This window comes from Indolivaga macrotermitis (assembly GCF_900128985.1).
Lineage (GTDB): Bacteria > Bacteroidota > Bacteroidia > Bacteroidales > Dysgonomonadaceae > Dysgonomonas_A > Dysgonomonas_A macrotermitis.
In genome coordinates this window covers 59,126-79,587 of record NZ_FQUC01000002.1, presented here as the reverse complement: position 1 = coordinate 79,587, position 20,462 = coordinate 59,126, and the positions used below count along the sequence as shown (strand labels likewise).

Here is a 20,462-nt window from a genome sequence, read left to right as displayed (position 1 = left end):
ATATACAGAAGGTGTGTAAGAAGGAGACTTTGTCACTTTTCTGTATTCCAACCTAAAACTACTACTTTGGGGGTTACATCCGGTTGTGGAGTATATTCAACAGTTATGTTTTTTGTTTCTCCGGGAACTACAGAAATATAATTATCACTATAAAATGCCGGAAGTATGCGCTCTCCTGTCTTCGAATCGACTATAGCGATACGATTGAAAAAAGCAACCGGGCCTTTTTCTGCATTTGTAATACTTATTTCCATTTTACCTGATGCAGCGATTCGGGAAGTAACCTTGATCTCTGTTTTGTTCATCTTATTCAATCCGGTATATTCACCCTTAGCATTCGGATACCAATAAAAATTGTCACTTACCAATTTCTGATTTCTGTCAAGCAGTTGTAGATAAAGAAATCCTCCGTCTTCTTTCAGCTTTTCTTCTAATTGCTTTTGTAATGGAATGATTTTCTTACTGTGGGAAGCTTCCATATAAAGGACTTCCTGAGTCAGAAGGGTTTCATTTCCTGCATAGTCATAATGTTTGGCTACCAGCATCATATCATTTAACGGTTCGAAGCTGTTGTTCACTACCATCGTTTGTTTGGTTACCGGATTGCACATAATATGTATCATTTCACTTCCTTTACGTAAACCGAAAAGGCACGCATTCGGGTCGAGGTAATAATCATACATCTGTCCGCGCATCGATGTCCATGGATTCTGGGTTTTCCAGATAATAGTACCGGTGTACCACTCCCACATATGAGAGCTAAACCCTTCGATCAAAGCCCTGTATTGGTTGTAGTTTACAAGTTGGGCTTTCATCGCGAAGTCTTTTATATCCGTTGGTTCGCCGTAGGGTAGGATATGGTTCTCATACCCCACACCCGAGTATGTGTGGTATGTCCAGACAGGGTCAACATCCTCCTTGAACTTTGCATCCGGATTATAACGTGGAGCTATAAGGTTTTCTTTAGGGATAAAGCGTAACAGCGACTCGTAATCTCCAACACCTACAGAGCCGACTTCCGAATTGAAAGGCCAGGTTTGTTTCTCCCAGAATGATTCTATGGGCTGTATGGTGTACGGGCCGTCTCCATTTCCTCCAAGGAAATTGTATGACCATTCGTCCGAGTTGGAATAGTCTATAAACCAGCGTGTACCGTCCAATTTAGGGAGAATGGTATCACGCAATGGTAGCAGTATATCAACAGGCGGTTTTATCTCATTGCCACCACACCACATCGCGAGTGATGCATGGTTACGGATCATTTTTATCATGTCGATGGCCGACTCTAATACCAGGCCATGATTATCGGGATATTTGCGCCTGGTCCATTGGTCTTCAGCCTTCAACGGATCGAGCCAGCGTCCATTACAATCGCCCGAAAACCAGAAATCCTGTATGACAAGCATTCCGTACTTATTGCAAGCTTCGTAAAATTCAGGACGTTCGGTCAACGCACCACCCCAAATACGGATAAGATTGAGATTCATGTCTCTGTGATAACGTATTTCGGCATCGTAGCGCTCATTGCTGAAACGGAGCATAGCATCGGATATGATCCAGTTACCGCCTTTAATAAAGATACGTTGCCCATTGACGTAAATTTCTTTACTTCTCGTATGACTGTTCCATTCAGTTTGTATCTCACGAACGCCAAACTGTACGATTTCGAAATCCTGAGTTTTCTGATTACTCTCATCAACAAATTCGATCTTTATTTTGTATAAATCCTGATTACCGTAGCCCGATGGCCACCAGAGTTTTGGATTTTTGATTGTATAATCAGGCATTGAAACCTCAATTTCCGAATTAGCGTCGACGCTAACTTTTTGAGTTACTATATCTCCATTTATTTCATATTTCAGAGTCCCGGATATTTTGGCATTACCTGCATTCTGAAGCTCTGCTGACACTTTTAAAACAGCCTCATCTTGCTTATCACCCGGAATTCTTTTTCCCGGAACAAGGGTTATTACATGCGGGTTTTTAAGGTTTACCAATCCTGTCTTCTCTATATAAACTTTATCCCATATACCAGTATTTCGGTCTCGTATCGGTTGTATCCAGTCCCATCCTGCAACGTATTGGTGGCTTACGTTTTTAGCGATGCGCCCATCTCCGCCTTGCCCTCCATTGGGTTTACCAACAGGATCAGGTGGATAAACAATCACAGCTAAACGGTTTTTCCCGTTTTTAGACAGGAGACCGGTGATGTTAAAAGTTTTGCGAAGGAACATCCCTTCGTATTTTTCTTTATTTACTTTTTGTCCGTTCAGATAAATTTCACAACTATAATTTATACCTCTGAATGTCAGCCATATTTGTTCGCCATTTACCGGTGTGTTTTCTTGGAAATCTTTCACGAACCAATAGGTATAATAATCCCGTCCTGTGTCGTATATATCCGGAATTTTTTCGTTGTTCATTCCATAAAAAGGATCGGGTATCTCTTTATTTGCCAGTAGAGAAGTAAGTACCGTTCCCGGGACAACCGCATTTTTCCATTTGGATATGGAATAGGACGGATTGGAAATGTTTTCTCCTCTGTCTTTTGTTTGGCTCAGGGGGTGGCATTTCCAGCCCGAATTTAATTCGTAACGGTTTTGTGCCGGTAACCAGCCTGCAGTGACCAAACATATAAGTATTAATACTATGTGTTTTCTCATATCATAATTATATTATTAACGTTCTAAGGTCTCAGACCTTTTTGTCGGTTTTGTAAGTAAAAAACAATAACCGGCTATGCTTCGAAAATGTGAGATTAAGTACTGACTGTTATTTACAATTAAGAAATAACAGGAGTATAAGTTTTTTATTTTTATAGGGGCGAATAGCTATTCGCCCCTAATATTTCCAACCGGTCGGACAAACATCATCTAAAAGAGCATTTGTGTGAGTCGAATTTTATACCTATTTCCAAATTCTTTATAAAGTAAGACTCTATGGATTGTCGACCTGCTGTTGGAATTTTATAAATTGGTTATAAAGTCCTTATACTGTTATTTATTTGTGATATCCAGAATGTCTACAGTTGTACCCCATGTTTTGGAAGGGGTATTACCCATTGTGAATTCGAGTATACCTCCTGCTTCTATGTCTTGGAATGATATATAATATTTATCATAAGGTTTTCCATTTAAGGATACGTCCTGTATATACTTATTTTCGGGACTGTTATTTTTAGTGATTACTTTAAATGTTTTTCCATCTTTTACTCTTATAGTGGCTTCATCAACTATCGGGCTACCGAAAATATATTTTCCTCCGGCCGGTTCGACCTGATAAAATCCAATAGCTGATAGTATATACCATGCCGACATTTGTCCGACATCTTCGTTACCCGATAATCCGGCAGGCTGGTCATGATAAAGTTCCGACATAACCTTACGTATCAGATCAGCAGCTTTCCATGGCTGGCCGATATACGGATAGATATATAGGATATGGTGACTGGGCTCGTTTCCGTGCGCATATTGCCCGATGAGTCCGCTGATATCAGGAGATGCATGCTCACCCAAAGTTCCTTCTACAAGGAAAAGGGAATCGAGTTTTGTAACAAATGCATCTTTGCTTCCAAATAAATTCATTAATCCTTGCAAGTCGTGAGGCACAAGCCATGTATACTGCCAGGCATTACCTTCGGTGTAGTCGTTGTCTCGGTGTACCGATTCGAACGGGTTGAAATTTGGCCTGAATTTTCCTTCAGAAGATAAACCCCGCACAAAACCGGTTTCTTTATCAAAGTAATGGGTATAAGCTGTACTCCGTTTCTTGAAATATTCATAGTCTTCGGTTTTGCCCATTTTCTTAGCAACCTGTGCCAATGCCCAGTCTGCAATAGAATATTCCATTGCTTTAGACAAGCCTTCCGGTTCTTTATCATAGGGGATATATCCGTATTCTTTCAGATAATTCAAGCCTCTTTCATCAAGCATGGCAGAATTTTTCATAGCCTCATATGCCAGTTCTTTATCAAATCCGTCATAACCTTTGAGTATTGCGTCCGCAACAACTGAGATTCCCGGATTACCTACCATACAATCGGTTTCGCAACCCATCAGGTGCCATACCGGTAGTTTTCCTTGTTGCTGATAGATGGTAAGCATTGTATTGATGATATCGTTGACCTTTTCGGGATGTATTATCGTCATCAATGGATGAGCTGCACGATAAGTGTCCCACAAAGAGAAGGTTGTATAGTTCTTGAAATTTCCTTTTTTATGCATCTGATGATCAGAACCGTAATAGTCTCCGTTTACATCGCAAAACGCTGAAGGTGCTATCATCGTATGGTAAAGAGCTGTATAGAAAGTTCGTTTCACCTTATCATCGCTAACCTTTATCTGAATTTTGTTCAACTCTTCGTTCCATGCTTTATCCGCATTCGCAATAGTTTTCTGAAAATCCCATCCCGGTAGTTCGGTCTGCATGTTGAGTTTGGCGTTTTCGATACTAACAGGAGAAAGAGCCACTTTGATATATATTTCTTCTTTCTCTTTTGTGTCGAACAGAACCTGTCCATATACACCTGCTGCTTTTAGCTCTGTTCCTTCCTTAGCACTTGCCGGATCTTCGTTTTCAGATAAGAGAAACTTTTTGATTGGTTTAGAAAAGTGAGCTGTAAAGAAAACTCGCTGATCATTAGCCCATCCTTCGGAAAAGCGATAGCCGGATATTGTAGTGTCGTTTTCGTATACGAGATAAGTATCGGTTGGCTTATCCCAGTTCATTTTACTTTTCAGGTCTATTATAACCTTCGATTCGGTAGATGCAGGAAAAGTATATTTGTGAAAACCTACCCGGCTTGTTGCGGTCAGCTCTACATCGATATTGTACCTGTCGAGATGTACGGCATAATATCCTGCTTTAGCTGTTTCCCGTTCGTGGCTGAAAAGTGAATACATGCCCGATGCGGGGTCTTCGATTACGCCTCTACCCAATTTTACATCTCCGATAACGGGCATAAAAGCTATATCAAGCAGATCACCTATGCCTGTACCATTCAGGTGTGTATGTGTAAAACTCCAGATTGTAGAATCTGTGATATGATAGCCTGATGTCCAATCCCAACCTTCTGTGATATTTGTAGGTCCGAGTTGTACGAATCCGAAAGGAACATTTGCTCCCATAAATACATGCCCGTGGTCGCCGGTTCCGATATAAGGGTCGACATATTGGGTGAGATTCTGTAGGCCGGAGTCTTCTGTGTTTTTACCTGAACAGGCGCCCAATAGCACTACGGAAGCAACTATAAAACCTGATATTTTATTTAAGTTCATATATTGTCTTTTTTATTGTATGTCGTTCAGCAAATCTGTTTTTCCTTCGTTTACGAGTTTAAGTATTAACTCCCCGAACAGGGTATTCTGCCAAGCGAACCATTCGCGGGTGAATTTAGTTGCGTCGTCTTTATAGAATGATTCGTGCATAAAACCAGTACCGGCATCGGTATCCATCAGCATTTTTATACAGGTTTTTATTTCTTCGTCGTCTTGCGAGGTAAAAGCTTTCATCATAATACTCATCGGCCAGATCATATTCAGGCTGACATGCGATACATGAGGGCCGCCTATGCCTTCTCCGGCAGTTCCCTTGAAAAAGTATGGGTTGTTTTCGCTCCAAACAAATTTCCGGGTATTCTGATAGATAGCATCGTCCACATTTATGTCTCCGAGATAAGGCATTGCCAGAAGGCTTGGCACATTGGCATCGTCCATAAGGTTTACACTTCCGTAACCGTCGATTTCGAATGCGTAGATAGTTCCGAATTCAGGATGTTCAACTGTGGCGTATTTTTTCAGTGCGGCCTCAACTTCGTTAGCTAAAGCCGTACACTCATCAGCCAGTGGTTTATTCTTATTAACTTCGGCTAATATTTCCGAGGCTTTCCGAAGTGATGTTACTGCAAAGAAATTGGACGGTATCAGGAATTGATAGATAGTTGCGTCATCAGACGGACGGAAGGTAGAGGCAATTAGCCCTACCGGTTTTACAGGATTGCCCCAGCCATCGTTCATTACTGTATCGGATGCTCTGGCGGTTTCACGCTGAAATTTGTACGGTCCCAGATTTTCTTTGCGTTGTTGTTCTTTGAATGTTTTTAATATATTCTCGATGGCCGCAATCCATTCGTTGTCGAATATACTTGCGTCACCTGTCGTTTTCCAGTAATGATAGGCAAGGCGCAGCGGATAACAAAGTGAGTCGATTTCCCATTTACGCTCGTGTAATTCGGGTTTCATATCCGTCAGGTCCGACTGCCACTGATGATCGGGATTTGGATCATACGGATCGAGGAAGGCATTAGCATACGGATCAATTATAATGCACTTGAACTGGCGGCGGATTACACCTGCAAGCATCGCTTTTAATTCAGGGTCGGTATTAGACAGTTGTACATAGGGCCATACCTGTGCTCCCGAGTCGCGAAGCCACATGGCGTGAATGTCACCGGTATAAACAACTGTATCATCTTTACCATCAGTTTTGCGGTAACGTACAGTTGTATCCAGTGTATTAGGAAAACAGTTTTCGAACATCCATGCAAGTTTCGGGTTTTTCAGCAGCTTTTTTACCCGGATGATTTCATTCTCTATTGCTTTAGATGTAAATAGCCTTTCGGCTTTTGCCGGACGTTGGTCTTTATATTTATAATCGGTATTATTTACAGTTGTATTGTCTTGTATAGAAGCTATTTCTGGTTGAGATAGCCCAGCAAATGCAGCTGTTGTACATAATGTAAATATGCTTATGATACCTGTTCTTAAGGAGATTAAGTTATTCATAATTTATTTTTTTATTTTTGAGATATTCTTGTCGGTTACTTCATTGGTGAAAGAATATGGCAAATCAGTTTCGCTTGTTCCTCTTTCTTTGTTAGGAGTCTCTGTCATTTGAAAATTAATAGTAGCCCCGTTTATTAATATGTCATGTGACAAATAGTTTTTGGTATAGATGTTGCCATTGACATTCATCGATTTTATATAGCGGCTGTTCTTGTTATTATTATCTGCTGATATTTCTATTTTATTGCCGTTGCTAAGTGATAAAGTTGCTTTACGGAATAGGGGAGAGCCTACAATATATTGGTCTGTACCCGGGCATACAGGGTAGAACCCGAGTGCCGAAAATATGTACCAAGCGGATGTTTGACCATTGTCTTCGTCTCCACAGTAACCGTCGGGGTTGGCATTGTAAAGTTTATCCATAACTTCCCGTGTCCAATATTGGGCTTTCCATGGTTCGGCCGAATAGTTATAGAAGTATATCATATGTTGCAATGGTTGGTTGCCATGTGCATAATTACCCATATTAACGATCTGCATCTCTCGTATTTCGTGAATAACTTGTCCATAATAACTGTCGTCGAACAATGGGGGAACATTGAATACCGAGTCCATCATCTGGTTGAAGCCATCCCTACCACCCATCAGATTGATGAGCCCCTGTGGATCGTGGAATACTGACCATGTGTAGTGCCACGAATTTCCTTCGGTAAATGCGTCGCCCCATTTTAGCGGATTAAATGGAGATTGGAAAGAGCCATCTTTATTTTTTCCGCGCATCAATTTATGTTCCTTGTCAAAGAGGTTTTTATAATTAAAGGCTCTTTGTTTGTATACCTCTATTTCTTTTTGCGGTTTTCCCAACTTTTTTCCCAGTTGATAGATACACCAGTCGTTATAAGCGTATTCGAGTGTACGGGCAGCATTTTCATTTATATTTACATCATAGGGCACGTATCCCAGTTTATTGTAATATTCGAAACCTTTACGTCCTGTAGAGCTGACTTCGGGGTGAACGCTGTTAGCTCCGTGAATGACGGCCTGCCATAGTGTTTCTATATCATACCCTTTTAATCCTTTTAGATAGGCATCTGCTACTACTGATGCGGAATTGTTCCCTACCATGCAGTCTCTGTGCCCGGGGCTAGCCCATTCCGGCAAGAAACCACTTTCTTTGTATGTATTGACCAATCCTTCCTGCATCTTAACATTCATCTCCGGATACATCAGGTTGAGAAATGGAAACAAACTGCGGAATGTATCCCAGAATCCTGTGTCGGTAAACATGTATCCAGGTAATACTTTGCCGTTATAAGGGCTGTAGTGTACGGTTTTTCCTTCTTTATCCGTTTCGTAAAACGAACGGGGGAAAAGCACAGAGCGGTAAAGACAAGAGTAAAATGTTCTGATATTATCCAGATTATCGTCTTCAATATTGATTCTGCCAAGTATATCATTCCATTCTTGGTGTCCCTGATCAACTAATGAGCTAAAAGTCATGTTTCCGAGTTCTTGCAAGTTTCTATCTGCTTGTTCGTGGCTGATAAAAGAAGACGCTACGCGGGCATGTATTTGCTCGCCCCGTTTTGTAGAGAATCCGATAATTCCTCCCGCATGATCTCCGGTGACCTCGATGTTATTTTCGGATATATTGCCCGATTGAACAGTGGCTTTATATTCAAAGGGTTTGTCGAATATAATGACAAAATAATTTTTGAAATTATCGGGTACACCACCACTGTTTTTTGTGGTATAGCCTATGATTTTATTTTCTTCGGGAATGATTTTTATATAAGAGCCTTTATCGAAGGCATCGATAACGACAAATGAGTTTTCATTTTCAGGAAAAGTAAAACGGAACATGGCTGCCCGTGATGTAGGCGATAGTTCTGTTGTGATATCATAATCAGCCAGATATACTGAATAATAATGAGGTTGAGCCTTTTCTGCCTTATGCGAAAACCAGCTGGCTCTCTCTTCTTCATCGAAGACCGGTTTGCCTGTGACCGGCATTATAGAGAATTGTCCGTAATCATTTATCCACGGACTTGGTTGATGGGTCTGTTTGAATCCCCTTATTTTATTGGCATCGTAGGTGTATACCCAGCCGTCTCCCATTTTTCCTGTTTGGGGAGACCAAAAGTTCATACCCCATGGACGGGCTATAACAGGATATGTGTTACCTGACGATAATTCGTATTTACTCAGTGTGCCAACCAATGGATTGACATAGGTTGTATAATCTTTATTTTGCCCTTGTATCGGCAATAAGGATAATATAGCTGCTAACAATAACAAACTTCCCTTCATAGATAATGTTTTTTCTGTAATAAGAGGAGATCTGACTCCATATTATCACAAAGTGATGGAGAATAACAATTAGCTCGATAATCAGAGTTTTACAGAGATTATAAAATCGAAATTATCGTTATCAATACCATGTGCAACAAACGTTGCACATGGTAAGAATTATTGAATGTTATGTGATAACTATTTTCCGAGGCTGTATGGTTGCCATACGACGCCTTTGTCCAACTCGCCTTTCACAGCGACAATTTCGGTACCGGCAGTATTCAACTGTACAGCAGACATCGTCCGGGTTAAACGGTAACCCGAAACCGGAGTAGCCTGAATGTTGATTCCGTCATTGTTCAGAACACCGGAATAGGCAACATATTGTTCCGGATAATTCATCCAGTACGCAGAACTGTAAGGATATTGGTATCTTCCCATATACAGCCATTCTTCTCCGGTTTTGGTATCTTTTGCTTTTTGAGGAAGAGGCATCTCTATCCAGCCTGTTTTGCTGTTATAATTTATGACCAGCGGCAAATCATTTTCAGTTCCATACCAACCGTAAACATTGTAGCTTTCTCCTGCAACTTTTTGCTCGAATTTCAGAGTTGTAGACATACTTCCGCTCCAGTCCCACCAAGGTCCCGGATAGTAGTAATACAGACTGTTGGCTGAGGTAGTTTTCCACTCTCCCAAGTATGAACTATAGGATGGAGAGTTCTTAATACCCGAGGTGGAGTTTTTAGTATAAGTAACCCCTGTCCATTCAACTTCATCGTCGAAAAGTACTTTTGCCATTTGGTTTAAAGCTCCGCTATAGTCATAACCTACTTTCAGGTTATAATACATTTGGATTCCGTATCCGTCTTTTCTGACTGCTTTTACGTCTTCCAGATTGTAACCGCCATTGCTGGCAGAGAGATTTAGGTTGAATGACGATGGTCCGTATTGTTTTTTTGTCATTCCTGTAATCTTTTCGTGACGATCAGACCAGTTGGCGTAGGCTCCCCAATAAGCATAGTCTATCAAGGTTCCTATTTCTTTGCCTTCTATGCTTCCTGAGGGAAGGTAGTTGGTATAATCATAAACCGAGATAATTTTGTCGGGCATGATTTTACGGCACTCATAAACAAGATTCGCAGCAGCAGAACCGGAAGGTGCTTCGAATCCTGGGCTTGGGTTCTCCGAATTATATTTCGAATATTCATCGTCGAAGTCGATACCATCTAACCCGTATACATCTACATACGATTTCAGTTCACGTGCAAAATCGGCTGCGGCTTCGCGGGAAAGGTTTGCAACTCCTGCTTCGTCGTGGTTTCCTAAAATGGTAAGGCATACTTTGATTCCTTTAGCCTGTAATGGACGGATGTATTCGTCGGCATGTTGCAACAGGTAGGAAATGTTCTCATTACAATTAACATAGGCTCTCTTGGTTTCGCTATTGTAATTGATATTAGCAGCAAAGATGTTCACCACATCGAAGAATGGTTTTCCGCTGCCGACCATCATGTATTCACCGGCATTCAGCAGGTTTTCGTCATTTACTTCGATATAAAGAATAGATTTTATACCTGTTCCTTTGTCTGAGTTAGGTATTGCTCCATATGGCTTGATCAAATATATGTAACTTTGATTTGCTTTGGAAACAGCAACTCCACCTACTGTGACTTCTGCTGATATAGGTAAGGCATATGTTTTACCTACACCGTTATTGGAAGCGACAGTAATATCTACAGTTTCTGATTTTTGCGCACCGGCAGCAATATTCAGTGTACCTCCGTTTGCGAAAGTAACTTGCGATTCGGGATAAATCTCGTAAGATGTTCCGTTCGCTGTATTATAAGCCTCCAGAGCTTCTTTACTTATTTTTAGCTGAACCTTAACGGCATCCGAAGCTTTCTCTGTCAATTCAAAGTATAATTGACCGGTACCTGTATTATTTCCGAAAATGGTGATGGTAGATAATTCACGCGCACCGGAGACGTTTTTTACGGTACCGTATATACCTTCTATATTATCGTAGTTGCCATTAGTTGCCAGGTCAATATCATCGTTACAAGCTGTAAAGCACGATGCAACAAACAGAACCGACATTGTCAGCAGGTAATATTTTATATGATTTAAATATTTCATATTTTGTTTTTTAGATATTAAAAAAATGAAACAATTATTCTACGGGAAGTTCTACTTTCGTCCACTTCAGATCGTTGGATGCTGTTGCATCGTTCCCATTTATAGAATGGTCCTTAACGGTATTTCCGCCACCATCGTCAAATTTCCAGTAGGCGATCAATCCTTCCGAGGCAGGATCTACATAATAGAAGTGGTTGAGAGCATTCAAATCAGTAGCTGTTAAAACCTTGTTCCAAATACGGCATTCACTTATTTGTCCGGCCAGATAACGGTTGTTATCATATGCATAACCGATCCAGAAACAACGGGGTTTTCCATCAGATTCGTCGGAATGTGGCACTCCCCAGTTTACTGCGCCGATATTAGCACTAACCGAAGTCGTGAGCATATTTTTACCATTGATAAATACAGTTACTTCTTTAGCATCAGCATCGTATGTCACCGCTATGTGTGTCCATGTATTTGTAGGGATAAGCAAATCCGAATTTGTATAATTACCTTCCGATGTTGCAACCTGTAGCTGATTGGACGGTATGCCTGAGTCACCAACACGTATCAGGAATTTACCTTCGATACCCATTATAGTGGTAAGCATTCTGTCAAAATTACGTGGATAGATCAGAGCCTCGGCCGTAAATTTACGCATAGCTGTAAAATCACTGTTATCTTTCCAGTCTACATATACGTTGTTCTCTTCAATATCTGCAACAACATTGATAAGAGCCGCACCTTTGATCACATAATACATGGTACGTGCACTTTGTAAAATACCCACATTAGAGCTGTTGATCGATACCGGAAGCACATATTTCAACTGGCGGTCGAGTTCGGTCAGTTTATTAAATGATACGGTTATATCGGTAGAAGTAACACTTCCTGCATTTATAACGACTTCCGAATCTGATATTTTATAATATTCGCCGGGTAGTAAAATCGCATTGTCGTAGTATGCTTCGTTATAGGTCTTAACCAACGAGGATTCTGCTGTTATCGAGAAAGATATATTCTTGGTTTCGGTCTTAGGCATTGCTACATGAAAGCTGGCCTGATCGGTATCATTCCCTTTTAGCAGGATACTGCTTGTCTTTGCAGTGGATGCTATATAGATTTTGTTATCAAAAGACTCCTCACTGTCGCTGCAACCGGAAAAAAGGCTTGCAGTTAATGCCAGAGAAATCATATATAATATTGTCTGTTTCATATTCTGTTTAATTTATGGGAGCAGGGTTCATAATATTAATTGACTTTTTGGCATACTGATATACATTTGTGATATTGTAATAATCATTCTGAATATTATAAATACCCAGTCCGGCTTTAGTATATCCGTTTCCTTTTTCAGTTACCCAATAAGCTGCTTCTATGATAGCACGATTGTCGCCATAATATCCTGTTTTCTTATCGGAAGGATCGAGAGATGTTGCACTGGCTGCAACAATGAAGCGGTCGGTAGGTACATCTGTATCCATTGCTTCCAGAACTTCGACAGAGAGGTCGTTGGCCGATGTCTCATTCATATTATTGAATATAATATGCTTACATGATGCTAAAAGTGTTTTGTCCAGAAGGAATTGCGGACTACCTTCGAATACTATAAATCGGGATTTATTGCCGTTGTACCATGTTGATATTTGGCTAAGGAAAGCCTCCTGATTTTTAGTATATTCAGCTTTCTCTTCATTAGTCATGTAGACAGTACTTTGTCCTTTATAGCTGACAATAATTCCATCGTAACTGTAAGTTGAAGATAAGGCTAACAAATCGTCTACCTTTTCTTTCAGGTAAGAAAGAAATGCAGGAGCTTCGTAGTTTTCATTCTTCTCGGTTTCGTCTTTTACCATTTGCTCATATGTTTTCTGAATTGCATCGTAGCTGACCGAATATGCAACCTGCGTTCCTTTGTCGGTTTTTAGCGATTGCATTTCTTTTACTTCAAAATCGGCTAATGATGCAGGATGCATCAGAATTACAACGTCTACACTATCAGGAATATCGTACATGTGCTGCCCACGGCTGTAAGGTGCTTTTTCGCTGTTGTCGAACCATGCATATATATAGCTGTGGTCTGAACTTTTATATGCTCTCAGTTTTTCCAGATATTTGCTATATGCCGGATGTGTAGGCTGGTTAATGTCTACGCTTTTATCTTCAGTCCAATCGCTGCATGAGGTAAGTAAGAAACCTCCCGCTATAAACGATAACAGAAATATGAGTATTTTATTTAAGTTTTTCTTTTCCATAATTTAATAGATTGTAATTAAATTAGTTTTTCTTAGCCCACCATAGGTCTGTAGCCATGTTGTCAGCGCCATTCAGATAATTGGAAACAGCGTACTGAACATTGGTCAGGTTACCGGTATATTCGCTTTGAGGGTAAGGCAGTCTTCTGGCCATACGTGAAGTGCTAACCACGCTGCTGTTGTTTGTTATTACCGGCATCAGTTTTGGATATCCTGTACGGCGGAACTCGGTCCATGCCTCTATTCCATTAGGGAAAATAGCAATCCATTTTTGGGTAATAATTCTTTCGAGATTAGTTTCTTTAGCTGTAGCAGATGTTGCATTGTCCCAAGCGATCTTTACGGTAGAAGTTGCTCCCGAGAAGGTGAAATTATCCAATGGGTCTATATATCTGCCCGGTGTATTAGTATTATTCTCGATATAAGCGGCCGCACCGGATACGCCATTCTGCTCAAAAGAAAGGGTAATGCCCGATTCGTATAGTTCTTTCGCTGTTCCACCCATGCTCCATCCACGCAAAGCACCTTCAGCCCTTAAGAATGCGGTTTCGGCAGCGCACATGATGCGCATGCTTGATTCTTTACGCATACTTTCGCTCATATTCGAATACTGTTGGACTGTAGCCTGAGGGCTTGGAATTGTAACACCGGAACGGAATCCTACAAAAATACCTCCGAATGCTTCCGATACGTCGAAATATTTTTCCCTGCGTGGGTCGTTATATCCGTTCATGTACGATGTAATATCGGCGCTTATGCGGCTATCGCCCCCGTTCCACTCAACCATTCCGGTCTGATATGGGTTCGATTGTCCCGATATTAGTAATAAAACAGCATTGTCGGCATTAGAGGTAATCGGCCCGATGGGGTCGTTGATTACAGATTCGGCGGTTGACTTAGCTAAATCGGCTTTTACGTCTGCCATTCTTATGGCTAAACGGAGTTTTACAGAATTAGCTAATTTGATCCAATTCAATACTTTTCCTCCGTAAAAACGATCGGCTTTGGAAGAGAAAAGTGAAGTCTGGTTGGGTGTTAATTCTTCAATAGCCTCGTTGAGTTCCGAAATCATAGTCTCGTAGATTTTCTCTTGCGAATCATAAGCTGCATTTAAAGCTCCGGTTGATCCTAGCTGAGAATAAGGTACCGGTCCATAGACATCTGTAACCCTAGACATTGTCATCACTTTCAGTATTTTTGCTACAGAAAGGAATATCGGGTCTTCGGTCATCGAAACGATGGTATTGTAAGATGTTATGGAATTTTTCAATGCATTATCGAAGGTTGGAACGATCCATGCATTTTCCGGAGTATAGGTCGAAAAATTACGGTTGTTGAATCCGGGGCTTGCATCTGCAAAATAGCCACCATATGGACCTCCAAGCAATTGTTCTGTAAACTGATTGGCATGTTCTACGCTGGGTATAACCCAGTTCTGCATATTAACCATATGCTGCCTCAGGAAGTAGGCATCCCTTTCTCCTTCGTCATCGTTAACACCGGTCTTATTATAATCGTCATAAGCATCGGTGCACTGTGTGAAGAGGATAGTCGTAAACGACAATAGTATGATTGTTATATATTTATGTGCTTTCATTATTGCTCTATTATTAGATTATTTAAAATCTTAATTTGACATTGAATCCCATGCTTCTGGTGCTTGGCATCATGAAATAATCGATACCCTGATAGTTGTTACCAGTTGTAGCTACACCTTCCGGATCGAATGGCGCTTTATTATAGATCATCCATAGGTTACGTCCTACCAGAGAGATAGTAGCATCTGCTATTCCCCACAATTGAGCTCTAGGGAAAGTATATCCGAACGATACTTCTTGCAGGCGCACATTGGTCGCACTATATGTGTAATATTGGGCGATATTGGAACTTGTTCCGATTTTGGAATACCATGTTTGGGCATCGATCACATCAGTTCCATTAATTACAACTCCACCATTGTCACGAGCACTTTCTGAGGCTTCAGATACACCCTGACTGTCTAAAACTGCCTGTGTTGCGGAGTATACCACACCACCTAACCGTGCAGATATCATGAATCCCATGTTGAAGTTTTTCCAAGAAAAATCGTTTCTCCACGACATGTTGGCTTTGGGGAGTACACTTCCCAGCTTTATAGGATTATCGGCTACACTTATTTTGCTTATATTACCGTTAGAATCTACATAGATATTGCCGTTAGAGTCTTTTTGCAGATCAGATAGAGAATAAATATCACCTAATGTGCCTCCTTTTTTCAGAATAAATCTAACGTCTCCTAATGTTGGGAGAATAAGACTTTCTACAGGATACAATTCGCCTGTTGTAGGATTCACATAGTTATTAGCCAGTTCGTTTACTTTGTTGCTGTTTGCACTTAAGGTATAGGTCGAAGACCATGAGAATGCTCCCCAAGTGTTTTCATAACCAAAAGACATTTCGATACCTTTATTAGTCACACTACCTGATTGTACATAATAGTGGTCATATCCTGATGAAGCCGACAGGTTGGCGTTGAAAACCTGATTGTACGTTTTGGCATGATAAAGACCTATGTCTAATTTGAAGTTTTTGAAGACTTTAGTTGTTAGTCCAATTTCCCACGAATCGGTCTTTTGAGGATCGAGAAACGTAATGGGGAAGTGGTCATAGTTAGGATTATATCCGTTGGTATCTTCATCCCATGTGTGGTATCTCTGTGCAAGATGGCGGGCGAACGGCAAACCTACCGACGCAAATGAACTTCTTAATTTCAGATAATTGACTTGCTTAGGCATCGTAAATATTTCGGACAGGATGAAAGATGTTCCTATTGAAGGATAGAAGAATCCGCTTTTAGAAGATTGCTCCCCTGCCAATTGTGACGGCCAGTCGAAACGTCCTGTCAGTGTAAGGTAGTAAGCCCCTTTGTAACCAACTTCGGCACTTGCAAATACAGACTGTGTCTGATCCTGGAACTTATTTTGTTCCGGTTTTAGTTTATTTCTGTCTATTTGCATTACATTGAACACATTAGGAATAGCGCCTTCATAAGTCCCATCCATAAGTGGGCCTCTTACATTCAAGTAGTCTTGCATTACATCAGAAATAGATGCTCCTCCTGTAGCCGAAAGAACGATGTCTTCAGAGAAAGATTTATTTATGTTTGCCAATACATCGGCGTATGTTTGTCTGTCCCTTGTCGATCTTTCGCCATAGTAACCGGTGCTAGATCCTTCAGTCAGAGTTGTATTGGTCGATGCAAATAATCTTTCGGTGTATTTAGTTTGAGAGAAGTCTGAACGTACACGCCCCGATATATTCAACCAGTCTAATATGTCGTAACTTAAGCTGGCGTTGATCATATAACGGTCTTTCGTGTTTTTACGAAGGTTACGGTAATTGATCCAGTATGGGTTCTGGGCATTATATGTCTCGATACCGTAGTCCCAGCGTTGTGTATTGATCTTACGCGAAGGATTCCATTCTTCGTACATCTTAACATCATTCCAGTCTCCTCCTCTGGGGAACAGGTAAGCCGATACCAACGGGTTCTGATATACCCCCTGGTTGGTCATATTATTATCTTTCTGTTTGATATAGCTTGCTCCTACGTCAAGAGTCATCTTATCATTCAACATTGATGTCGTATTGCGAATCGAAAAGTTTAGACGGTCATATGTATTATTATGTATAATTCCTTCCGAATTAACGGCTCCGGCTGAGGCATATGTCTGATTACGGTCATTACCCGTAGACAGAGTCACGGCTTCGGTTGTAACTACACCGGTTCTGAAATAATCGCTTTGCGGATCGTATCCCATGTAATTACTTGAGTTGAGCTTAGACCCCCAGCTCAGATCGGTGCTGGTAGTGTTTACACCACCGGAACCTGTTCCATACGAATTCTGGAATTTAGGTAACACGAAAGGTGTCAGAAACTCTGTGTTTTGAGTAAAAGAAACAGTTGTTTTGCCTGCTTTTCCCTTTTTGGTTGTAATCAAAATTACCCCATTTGCAGCATTACTACCATAAAGAGCAGAAGCGGCAGCTCCGTTCAGTACGGTTAAAGACTCAATATCTTCGGGGTTGATATCGGCAGCAGCTTCCGAACTTCCGGATGAACCGAACTCTTTGCTACCCAGCTCATCTTTAGTTGTTTTAAACATAGATGTAGTATTGAACATCGGTACACCATCTATCACGTACATGGCGTTATTCGATTGGTCAATACTTTTTACACCACGCATAACCACTTTACTGGCACTTCCGACACCCGAAGAACTGGCGTTGATCTGTACTCCGGCAACTTTACCGGAAAGTGCATTTACGAAGTTGGCATCCCTTACACGTGTAAGATCGTCCTGACTTATCTCCTGAGCATTGTAACTCAATGCTTTCTGAGAACGTTTGATACCTAATGCAGTTACTATTACCGCATCGAGCTCTCTGGATATAGGAGTTAATTTAACGTCGTATTTGTCTTGTGCAGAAACTGTTATGTTTTCGAGATTGTATCCCATAAATGAAACAACCAATGTACTTCCTCTTGGAGCATTTAGTTCAAATTTACCGTCTACGTCGGTCATGGTACCTTCTGTCGTACCTTTTACACTGACGGTAGCTCCGATCAGAGGATCATTATTTTCGTCGACAATAATACCCGAAACCATCTTTTTATCTGTTTGCGTATTGGCAGAGCGTTTCATAAGCATGATATTATTCCCTTCGATACGGTAGGAGATATCGGTTTTATTAAAAACGGCAGCTAAAACTTCGTTAACAGATTTTCCCTTTAGGTTTAAAGACGTTACCTGATTCAAGTTTACTTCGGTCGGATTATAGACAAACAGATAACTGGTTTGCTGTTCAATCTGGCTGATAACATTTTTTAAATTGACATTTTGTGCGTCAATATTGATTTTTGAGGACGGTTGGGAGTAGACTCCTAATGAAAATAAGCAGCTTATTGCTATAATAAATAGCAAAGAGACAGATCTTGCTTGTAGTGTGCTCTTTTGCAGCTGCTTAAATAGTATTCGGTTTTTCCCGGTTAATTTTATTTTCATACATTTGTAATGTAAATGAAGTTAATACTAAATGATTTACTCAATCTTGTCATGTATTGACTTATAGCCGGAGAGTGTTCGCACCACTTTCCGGTTTTTTCTTGTCATGCATTGACTCTCAGGCAGAAGATGTTCGCACCATCTTCTGTCTTTTTATAAACTATTTTTTTACATAGGCTTTTGGATTTTAGGGATTTTAGGTTACTCAATTATAAAAATCAGGATTAGATTGTTGGTGTATTCTTACATATTTTAATAAATGGTTATATGATTCATGTTTTTAGTGTATTTGAAATTGTGTCGTAACTGTAAAACTTTGAGGGCATGTTCTATGCCATCTTTGGTCCAGAATTTACCGGTGTAATGATGCTGTAATATTTCTTTGTTTTTGACTTCGATTTTGACGTCATAATAAAGTTCGAGTTTTTTTAGAAGTTCCTCAACATTTTGGTTCTCAAAATATAAGATGCCCTTTTTCCATAAGAACTGGTCTTGTGTTTCGATATTTGATAATATCAGTTTATTATTTTCAGCATGAACTTTGTTGTTAGGTGCCAGCATTATACTTTCGTGTGTAGAGTTGGAGATTACTTCGACTGTACCCTTTATAAGTGCTGTTTCAAAATTATTACTGCTACTATATGCATCGACATTAAATTCTGTCCCATGTACTTTAACTTGATATAGGCCGGTTTGTACAATAAACTTTTTAGTGTCGTCATGTGTCACTTCGAAATAAGCTTCACCGTCTAACTTTACGGTACGGTCTGCCTTTGCAAACTGGTCGGGAAAGGTCAGACTCGAATTTGCATTCAGCCATACCTTAGTTCCGTCAGATAGTACGATTTCAGCTCTTTGTCCCTCAGGTGTATAAATTGTTTGTAATGTTGTATTGGCTGTTGTATCCGATTCCGGGGACAGAAATAGATGATAACAACCCAGTGCCAGTAAGAAAATAGCCGCATATTTGGCTACCTCTTTTAGTAAGTGTATTCTTCTGATATTGTAACGTTTCTTTTCAAAGATTTGTTCATCGTCTTTTCTTTGCATAAAGTTGCTGTTGGTCCATATAGAAGCGTCGTAGATATTTCTTAAGAGTAAGAATTCCTCCATATGTTTCTCATCTGCATCAAGCCATATTGATACATCTTCTTTTTCTTGCTGAGTACAATTTCCCTCTATATATCGTTGTAAGATATCGTGATTCATGGTTTTACTTTAATATTTAAAAAGGTATAATTTCCCCTTTACAATATTAAAAACGATTCATTCGGCAAGGTTACTAGTATTGTTATAGTTAAAATATGTTAATAAATAAATATAGGAATATTGGAAAGTAATCTTTCAGGTTTTCGCGTAAGAGAGATAGCGCTTTAGATATATGGTAGTCAACGCCTTTGATAGTGATGTTGAAAGATTCCGCGATTTCTTTCTTAGACATATTCTTGAACCGCAACATTTCGAAAATAGTTCTTGTTTGCTCGGGTAAGGCAGATATAGTTGAGTAAATTATATTTTGTATATCGGTGGCGAAGATTTTATCGGGATTACTTGCTTCTAATGTCGATATACGGATTTCGAGTTCCCGGTTCGAATGGACTGAAATGGATTCCAGAACATTGTTTTTTATTTTTTCGTGTTTTAAATAATCGAGAGATTTGTTTTTCAGGATAATGTATAGCAATTTTGAGGGGTTCTCTATTTCATCGGTCTTCGATAGCTCCCATAATTTTATCAATGCTTCAGAAGCAATGTCTTCTGCCACCTGTTCGTTGTGTACATACGATTTGGCAAACAAGAAACATTTGTTGTAGTATGCAAGATAAAACTTCTTGAAGTTAAGGGTGTTTAAGCTATTCATCTATTTTGTAAAAACAATTTAGACCACTTTTCGTGGAAAATAGGTATTAGACTCTCTTTATTGACTTGAAACAAAGGTAATAAAATTATAAATAAACTAGTAT

General features: G+C 40.1%; 11 protein-coding genes. All 11 read right to left on the bottom strand.

Annotated features, from left to right (window positions below; translation table 11 throughout):
* Nucleotides 1-32: 32 nt before the first annotated feature.
* Nucleotides 33-2,663: a glycoside hydrolase family 2 protein gene (locus BUC12_RS03530; protein WP_062176855.1), complete on the bottom strand. Its 2,631-nt coding sequence runs from the start codon at nt 2,661-2,663 to the stop codon at nt 33-35.
* 333 nt (nt 2,664-2,996) lie between these two features.
* On the bottom strand, nt 2,997-5,276 hold the full coding sequence (locus BUC12_RS03525; RefSeq protein ID WP_062176859.1) for a GH92 family glycosyl hydrolase: 2,280 nt from the start codon (nt 5,274-5,276) through the stop codon (nt 2,997-2,999).
* A 12-nt stretch (nt 5,277-5,288) separates the two neighbouring features.
* A complete protein-coding gene (locus BUC12_RS03520) occupies nt 5,289-6,782 on the bottom strand; it encodes a glycoside hydrolase family 125 protein (protein WP_062176863.1) in 1,494 nt (497 codons plus the stop codon).
* 3 nt (nt 6,783-6,785) lie between these two features.
* Nucleotides 6,786-9,092 (bottom strand): GH92 family glycosyl hydrolase, encoded by a 2,307-nt coding sequence (locus BUC12_RS03515; RefSeq protein WP_062176866.1) that lies wholly within the window; start codon nt 9,090-9,092, stop codon nt 6,786-6,788.
* A gap of 180 nt (nt 9,093-9,272) precedes the next feature.
* On the bottom strand, nt 9,273-11,213 hold the full coding sequence (locus BUC12_RS03510) for a BT_3987 domain-containing protein (protein ID WP_062176870.1): 1,941 nt from the start codon (nt 11,211-11,213) through the stop codon (nt 9,273-9,275).
* Between the two features lie 34 nt (nt 11,214-11,247).
* Nucleotides 11,248-12,414, bottom strand: coding sequence for a DUF1735 and LamG domain-containing protein (locus BUC12_RS03505; protein WP_062176873.1), 1,167 nt, complete (start codon nt 12,412-12,414; stop codon nt 11,248-11,250).
* 7 nt (nt 12,415-12,421) lie between these two features.
* On the bottom strand, nt 12,422-13,453 hold the full coding sequence (locus BUC12_RS03500; RefSeq protein ID WP_062176876.1) for a glycoside hydrolase family 18: 1,032 nt from the start codon (nt 13,451-13,453) through the stop codon (nt 12,422-12,424).
* 22 nt (nt 13,454-13,475) lie between these two features.
* Nucleotides 13,476-15,050, bottom strand: coding sequence for a SusD/RagB family nutrient-binding outer membrane lipoprotein (locus BUC12_RS03495; RefSeq protein ID WP_062176879.1), 1,575 nt, complete (start codon nt 15,048-15,050; stop codon nt 13,476-13,478).
* A 22-nt stretch (nt 15,051-15,072) separates the two neighbouring features.
* On the bottom strand, nt 15,073-18,498 hold the full coding sequence (locus BUC12_RS03490) for a SusC/RagA family TonB-linked outer membrane protein (RefSeq protein WP_087880241.1): 3,426 nt from the start codon (nt 18,496-18,498) through the stop codon (nt 15,073-15,075).
* A 252-nt stretch (nt 18,499-18,750) separates the two neighbouring features.
* On the bottom strand, nt 18,751-19,707 hold the full coding sequence (locus BUC12_RS03485) for a FecR family protein (RefSeq protein WP_062176882.1): 957 nt from the start codon (nt 19,705-19,707) through the stop codon (nt 18,751-18,753).
* A gap of 88 nt (nt 19,708-19,795) precedes the next feature.
* Complete coding sequence (locus BUC12_RS03480) at nt 19,796-20,359, bottom strand: RNA polymerase sigma-70 factor (RefSeq protein WP_062176885.1); 564 nt, start codon at nt 20,357-20,359, stop codon at nt 19,796-19,798.
* Nucleotides 20,360-20,462 lie beyond the last annotated feature (103 nt).